Origin of the sequence: Pseudomonas nabeulensis, assembly GCF_004682045.1 — a bacterium.
Lineage (GTDB): Bacteria > Pseudomonadota > Gammaproteobacteria > Pseudomonadales > Pseudomonadaceae > Aquipseudomonas > Aquipseudomonas nabeulensis.
Map to the genome: position 1 here is coordinate 38414 of NZ_QUZT01000057.1, position 7106 is coordinate 45519.

Consider the following 7106-nt stretch of genomic DNA (forward strand, 5'->3'; position numbering starts at 1 on the left):
ACCGCCATCGGGGGCAAGCCCCCTCCCACAGGGGATTTGTATTTATTTTGGGATCTTCACAAGGCCAGGCTTCAAGCCAAACACCTCGACGCCCTGCGGGGTTGATTGCCCGGTAGTGACTTTCACCCGTTCCACCGGCCTGTCCATCGCCTCCCGATACTCCACCTCACCGCCCGTGATCGCCTGGGCCGGCACCACAATTGCCTGCTCATTGTTGTAGGTGACGATGGTCAAGCGCGCACTCATCCCCAGCCGCACCCGCTGCAACTGCTGTGGCGTCAACTTGGGGATCGACAGCGTTACCGGAAATTGCGCACTGCCCTGGCTATCACTGGCAATCGCCAGGCCACTCACCACGCTGACCGAGCCCGTCAGCCGCTCGCCATCGAAGCCATCCCCCAGCACTTCCACCGCCTGGCCCTGGCGCAGTTGGTTGATGTCCAGCTCCGAAACCTTGGCGGTGATTTTCAACCGTTCGATATTGGCCAGGCCAAACAGCACCTGACCCTGGCTGACCTTGCTGCCGGCCTGCACAGGGGCATTGTTGTTACCACCGTTTTGGGTCGATGAGTTATTGCCGGGTGCCGGCACCACGATGCCGGAAAACGGCGCCTTGACCTCTCGGCCATCGAGCAACTTGTGCAGAGCGTCGTATTTCACCGTGGCGTTGGTCAGCTCCATATCGGCGATCTGGCGGTATTCGCCCTTGCCCTGGTCGAGGGCCTGTTGCAGTTCGCTGCGCGCAGAGGTCAGGTCCAGTTGTTGTTGCTGGGTCTGTTGCTTGAGGTCGTCCAGTTCATTGCGCGGGATGATGCCGCGCTGGAACAGATTTTCGCTTTCAGTCAGCTTGCGTTGGGTGTTGCCGGCGGTCATTTCAGCGGTGCGCAGGCTGCGCCGGGCGCGGGCGACCGTGGGGCTGCTGTCCCAGTCCTGCATCTCCTGCACGGTGCGCCGCGCCTTGAGCTGGGCGGAGAGGGCATCGCGCAGTTGCACTTCGAGGGTGGATGGGTCCATGCGCAGCAGCACCTGGCCGGCCTCGACCCGTTGGCCTTGTTCCACCAGGTTGGCTTGCACATTGCCGTCGAACGGCGCCGTGAGGGTGATGGTGGTGTCGGGCTCGATCTTGCCCACCAGGCCGATCTGGTGCACCAGCGGGTCTGGCTTGACCGCCAGCCACTGCTCGGCAGCGCCGGACGACTCGGTTGTTGGGCTGCGCAGGCCAAGCAGGGTCAGACCGACAGCGGCCAGCAGGACGATCACGGTGGCGCCGAGCAGGCGTTTCTTATTAGTAGTCATTGAGGGCGATTTCCCAACTTTCCAGCGTCATGCCCAGGGTCAAGTCGAGCTGGGTCTGGGCGTTCAGATAAGCGATCAGCGCATTGAGCTGCGCGTTTTCGGCATTGCGCAAATCAGTCTCGAAACTCAGCACCTGGAAGTTGGTGGAGCGCCCGGCGCTGAGTTTTTCCCGTTCGATTTCGATCTTGCGCCGCGACAGCTCCACGGCGCGCTGGGAGATCTCATATTGGCGCCAGCGCGTGCCGAGGTCGCGCACCACATCATTGACGCTGCGCTCCAGTGCCTGGCGGGCGTCGGTAATGCGGATTTCCTGGTCTTCCACATTTACCCGGGCGCGCACTTCGGCCTGGCGCGTGCTGATGTCGCCAATGGGGATTTGTACCTGCACCCCGGCGTAACTGTCCCACGTGCGGTTATTGGTATTGCCGGCGTCGTTGTTGTAAGCGTCGCGCACCTGGTTCGCACCGGCTACCAAATCGACTTGCCAGCGTCCGGAGTCCTTGGCGATCACCAGGTTGAGGTCGGCCTGCTGGCTGCCGAGCAGCGCGGCGAGGTATTCCGGTTGCTGGTTCTGCGCCAGGTTGAAGGCTTCGCGCTTGTCGATCTGCATGGGCCTGGCTTCCAGCGCTTCACTGGCACGAATCGGTGTGGACAGGTCCAGGGCCAGCAGGCGCAGCAGGGCCAGGCGGCTGGTGTCGAGTTGGTTCTGGGCTTCTTCCACCCCCAGTTGCTGGGTGGCGATATCGGCCTCGGTCTGCACGATTTCGAACTCGGCCATACGCCCGGCGTTAATCAGCGCCTTGTTCACTTCCAGCAAAGTGCCGGAGCGCTTGAGGGCCTCCTGCACAATGGTCAGTTGTTCCTGGGCACGCAGCAGCTCGCGGTAGGTGGCGATGATCTGGCTGATGGTCTGCGCCACGGTGGCCTTGAGGTTCAGGCGGTTGGCCTGCTCCGACAGGCGCGACAGGCGCAACGGCGCGGTGGTGGCGTCCCAGCCGGCGCCGCGCATCAGCGGTTGGATGATCGCCAGGTCCAGGCCGTCGCTGCGGTAGCGACCGGCGCGGTTGGCGTTGTTCAGTTGCTGGGTCCAGGCCATGCTCAGGCGCGTGCCGTATTCACCGAGCAAGGTGGCATTCGGCGCCAGGTTGGCGTTGCGCGCGTTGTCCGCCGAGCCACGGGTGCTGCGGTAATAACTGTTGAGAGTGAGCTTGGGGTTGAAGGTGTCTTCCGCCACGCGCAGGTCGAACTTCTGCGCGACACGTTGCAGGTAGGCGCTGCGGATCGCCGGGTTGTTGCGCAGACCCAGGTAGACGGCATCGCCGAGGGTCATGGTGGTGACCTGGGCATTCAGCGACACACCACGGTCATAACCGCTGCGGGTGGTGCTCGGCGCCGACGGGTTGATCACCACGTTGGTCGCCAGGGCGGGCAGGCTGACCAGGGTCAACAGCACAAGCCATTTACTCATCGCGCAGGGCCTCCACCGGTTGCAACCGCGAGGCCGAGACCGCCGGGTAGATGCCAAAGAACAGACCCACCAGCAAGGTACTGCCCACTCCCAGCGGCAGGGCCGCCACGGCCAGCGAGAACTCCCAGCCTGACAGCCAGGCATAGAGCCAGGCGGCGGTCATGCCCAGCACCGCACCGCATAGCGCGCCGACGGCCGTCAGGGTGACCGCTTCGAGCAGGAACAGATTGCGAATATCCTTTTGGCGCGCGCCCAGGGCCATGCGGATGCCGATTTCACGGCGGCGCTCCGACACGTTCATCAACATCACGTTCATTACCCCCACGCCGCCACCCACCAGGGAAATCGCCCCCAGGGCCAGCAGCAGGTAGGCGAAGGTGCGGCTTTGCCGGGTCATGCCGTCGATCATTTGCTGGGGCACCTGGATGTCGACCGTGTGGTCGGTGAGTTGGCGTTGCAGCGCAGCGGCGGCGTCCCTGGCCATGCGTTCCATGTCCTGGCCGGGCGCCGCGCGGATGACGACATTGCTAATGGCGGGGGTGGCATAGATGCGGCGCATGCCTTCGGCGGGGATAAACAAGGATTCGCCGCCCTGGATGGGCATCAGCATGGCGCGGGGCTGTTCGTGCAGGATGCCGACGATCAGGAACAGGTAATCGTTGATGCGTACCCGGTCGCCCAGTTTCAAGGGATCACCCGGCGTGCCGAGGGTTTGCGCTACCTTGGCACCGACCACGGCGTAGGTTTCATTGGCGTCGAAGTTGGACAGGAAGCGGCCTTCACGGATATCCAGGCGCATGGCCTGATTAAGGTCTGGCGTGCTGCCGACAAAGTTCGCGTTGGTGGTGCGCCCGTGGAACACCATCGGCCCGCTGAACAAGCTGAGAGCGCCGATATGGGCAATGCCCGGCACGGCCTGGCGTACGGCGTCGAGATCCAGCTGTGTGCGCATGGTCCGGTTGCCGCCGCCCTTGGACGGGAACTGGACCACCAGGGTGTCGGTGCCCATGTCCTTGAAAATCATCGCGGCATCTACCGCCGCGTTATGGCCGATATTGATCAGTGCCACCACCGACGAGCTGCCGATCACGATGCCCAGCAGCGCCAGGATCGAGCGCTTGCCCAGGGTGCGCAGGCTGACGAACGCTTCATGCAGCAATTGGCTGAGACTCTGCTCGACCCGCAGGCTCATGGGCGGGCGTCCTCGTGGACCACGCCGTTGCGCACCAGGATCTTGCGCTCCAGGCGCGCGGCGATATGCGGGTCGTGGGTGACGATGATCAGCGTCACCTGTTGCTCGCGGTTCAGCGCCAGCAGCAAGTCCATGATCTCCTGGGCGGTGGTGCTGTCGAGGTTGCCGGTGGGTTCGTCGGCGAGAATCACCGAGGGCTTGCCCACCAGTGCGCGGGCGATGGCCACGCGCTGGCGCTGGCCGCCGGAGAGGTCGGCGGGACGGTGGTGGGCGCGCTCGGCCAGGCCAACTTGCTCGAGCATACGCAGGGCTTGCTCCACCGATTCATGGCGCGACACACCGCGATAACTCAGGGGCAGGGCGACGTTGTCCAGGGCACTCAGGCGCGGCAGCAGGTTGAAACTCTGGAACACGAAGCCGATCTGTTGGTTGCGGATCGCCGCCAGCTCGTCCGGGGTGGCGTTGAAAATATCGTGGCCGGCAAAGTGGTACTGGCCACAGTTGGGCAAATCCAACAGGCCGAGGATATTCAGCAGGGTACTTTTGCCTGAGCCCGAGGCACCGAGGATGCCGCAACTGTCGCCGCTGGCGATGGACAGGCAGACGTCATTGAGAATGGATAGGTGTTGCCCGGCCAGCTGGTAGCTTTTGCCGATGCCTTGCAGGGAGATCAAGCCTGGGTGCGCGGGGGTATCTGTCATCATGACTACGCCTGCAGTCTCGACGGTGCCGTGCTGCCCCGGTAAATCTTTGTAACAAGTTCGGGAGCTGCCTGGAACGCGTCACGGACTGGTTTTATTTCTTGTTTTTAAAATATTGTTTGAATAGTAACCGCGTTCACGGCGCTTCGCCAGCCGTGGATGTAGAGCGGTTTTACGCTTTGAAACGATTTGCTCCGGGGCGCTTCAAGACCTGTCCAAACCCCTTCAACTACCCTTGACGGCCCCGTAGGCAAAGGCTTTGGGTGGAGTGGCGCTGTGGCATCACTTGCTTTCGAACGACGGCCCCGGTATAAAAAATCAAATTATTTTTTAAAACAATATTTCCGCCGTGGAACTCTTATGGTCGCGAAGAAACTCAGCGCTCCAAACGTTACCAAAACTCGATTGCTGGATGCGACTGAGGCCCTCTTCATTAAGTACGGATACGACGCGGTTTTGTTACGCCAGATTACCGAGCGGGCCCAGGTCAACCTGGCCGCGGTGAACTATCACTTCGGGGACAAGGACTCCCTGATGAAAACCCTCTTGATGCAACGCCTGGAGCCGCTCAACGAGCAGCGCCTTGAGTTGTTGGCGCGCTGCGAGGCGGAGTCCGACGGCCCGCTGGACTGCGACACCTTGCTCGGCGTGCTGTTTGCCCCGGCCATGGGCCTGGAGCGCAGCGATCCGGCCAGTGCCAGCGGGGAGGGGCGTTCGTTTATCCGCTTCCTCGGCCGGGTCTACAGCGACACCTCGCCGTTTATCCAGGAATACCTCAAGGTGCATTACCAGCCGGTGTTCCAGCGTTTCTTCGAAGCCTTCGCCCTGGCCTTGCCGGATTTGCCGCGTAACGAACTGGGCGTGCGCTTGCAGTTTGCCCTCAAGGCGATTTCCGGGGTGATGGCCGGCACTGAGCTGCGCCTGCTGATGAACTCCATGAGCCTGGGCCGCCCGGCCACGGACGCCGAAGTCATGGCCAAGTTGATCACCTTGGTGTCGGCGGCGATTCGCGTGCCACAACAAAGCCCGGAAGCCGAAAACGCCCTGGCCAAGGTGCTGGATACCCAGCGCGCCATTCGTGAACAAGCGACTGCGCCGGCAGCCAAGGCCTTGAGCTGACTCAAATTGCGGGCAAAAAAAACCCGCTGGGGCGGCGGGTTTGATGTGCAACGTTTGTAACGGATGAGGCTTTACCCTACGGCTTGAGATGTGAAGAAAACGTGAAAAATATGTAAGAGAAAGTTTGAAAGTGTTGACTTGATTAAACGCTTTCAAATGGCCATCTCTCAGATCTTCCAGCGCCCTGCGCTCTTGGCCAATCGCTGGCGCATCTCATCCACGTTTTGCGCCAGTTGCAACGTCAACAAGCGGTAACCATCCAGCGCGCTGTATACCGGTGTGTCGAGGGCGGGTTCAGTCCCGGCATGACTCGGCCGCTCCAGACGCTCCGTCACTCCGGACTTCAACGCCCGCGCCATTCCCACCAACTGCACGCGAATCTGCCGGTGTTCGGCCTTCAACATCACCTGCATGCGTGCCATTGCCTGTTCGTCACGAGGGTCGGGGCGCGTGTTGCCGAGAATCTCCAGGGTGCTGATGCACATGCGCAGGTGGCGTTGGATCGCGTCCAGCTCCGTCATGGAAATCCGCACTTCCTTGGACACCGATGGCATCAGCGAGCGCAATTGCACCATGGATGCATTCAGCCGGTTGAGCACCTTCACATGGTGATCATCGGTCACCGACTGGCCATTGATGATTCGGCTGTATATCTCGGCACAGTCACGTAGCGCGCTGGCCAGGTTGTAGCGCCACGAATACACCGCATACAACGGCAGGGCGAACGAAAATGCCAGTGCCAGCACGATGCCGATCAGGATGTCGACGGTGCGCCACAGCCCGTCCGACACCGGGTTATCACCGTGACCGGCGACGATAAACACCGTGATCGCCGACAGCAGCGCGATGTAACCGCCCTTGCCGATGGCGTGATAGGAAAAGAACCCGCACACCACCGACATCAGCAGGTAGGTCAGCAGCGGCTGGCCCAGGTAAGCCTGTTGCAGCACCAGCGCCAGGCCGACACTGGCGCCGATCAAGGTGCCATAGGCGCGCTCCACGGCTTTCTTGCCGATATTGCCGTGGTGCTGCAAGCCGCCGATCACGATCAACATGGTCACCGAGGCCCATTCACCGTGGGGCAGGTTGATGCCGGTGGTCAGCAGGATCGTCGCCAACAGGCCGATGGACACACGCACGGCGTGGATCAGCTTGGCATGGCGATAGCGGCGATACGGGTCGAGCAGCGGCCGCAACAGGCGCCGGGCGAAGAGGGGCAGGTTCATTGGTAGTAAAGGGGCCTCGACTATTAGGGAGTGTGGGGTCCAAATGTGGGAGGGGTCTTGCCCTAATGCCAGTCAGTTAAGGAAACAGCAGATGAGCGGCTTTC

6 protein-coding genes are annotated in these 7106 nt (G+C 61.9%); 1 reads left to right on the forward strand and 5 read right to left on the reverse strand.

The features are described 5' to 3' along the window. Positions 1-42: 42 nt before the first annotated feature. The 4 genes from DYL61_RS24090 to DYL61_RS24105 are packed head-to-tail and all read right to left on the reverse strand — an operon-like array spanning position 43 to position 4660. On the reverse strand, positions 43-1296 hold the full coding sequence (locus tag DYL61_RS24090) for an efflux RND transporter periplasmic adaptor subunit (RefSeq protein WP_135310409.1): 1254 nt from the start codon (positions 1294-1296) through the stop codon (positions 43-45). After that, the gene (locus DYL61_RS24095; RefSeq protein WP_135310410.1) at positions 1286-2764 is read right to left on the reverse strand and encodes a TolC family protein; all 1479 of its coding nucleotides are present in this window, start codon (positions 2762-2764) and stop codon (positions 1286-1288) included. Before DYL61_RS24095 ends, DYL61_RS24090 begins: the two co-directional genes overlap by 11 nt. Then, entirely contained in the window at positions 2757-3956 is a 1200-nt protein-coding gene (locus DYL61_RS24100) for an ABC transporter permease (protein ID WP_135310411.1), read from the reverse strand. The genes DYL61_RS24095 and DYL61_RS24100 overlap by 8 nt, the downstream gene beginning before the upstream one ends. Beyond that, positions 3953-4660, reverse strand: coding sequence for an ABC transporter ATP-binding protein (locus tag DYL61_RS24105; protein WP_135310412.1), 708 nt, complete (start codon positions 4658-4660; stop codon positions 3953-3955). The genes DYL61_RS24100 and DYL61_RS24105 overlap by 4 nt, the downstream gene beginning before the upstream one ends. A gap of 357 nt (positions 4661-5017) precedes the next feature. Here DYL61_RS24105 and DYL61_RS24110 point away from each other — a divergent pair, with 357 nt between their 5' ends. Beyond that, positions 5018-5776, forward strand: coding sequence for a TetR/AcrR family transcriptional regulator (locus tag DYL61_RS24110; protein ID WP_135310413.1), 759 nt, complete (start codon positions 5018-5020; stop codon positions 5774-5776). 167 nt (positions 5777-5943) lie between these two features. On the opposite strand, the gene DYL61_RS24115 is transcribed toward DYL61_RS24110, so the two are convergent. After that, positions 5944-7002 carry an FUSC family protein gene (locus DYL61_RS24115; RefSeq protein WP_135310414.1) on the reverse strand — a complete coding sequence of 353 codons (1059 nt, stop codon included), beginning with the start codon at positions 7000-7002 and terminating at the stop codon, positions 5944-5946. Positions 7003-7106: the final 104 nt, after the last annotated feature.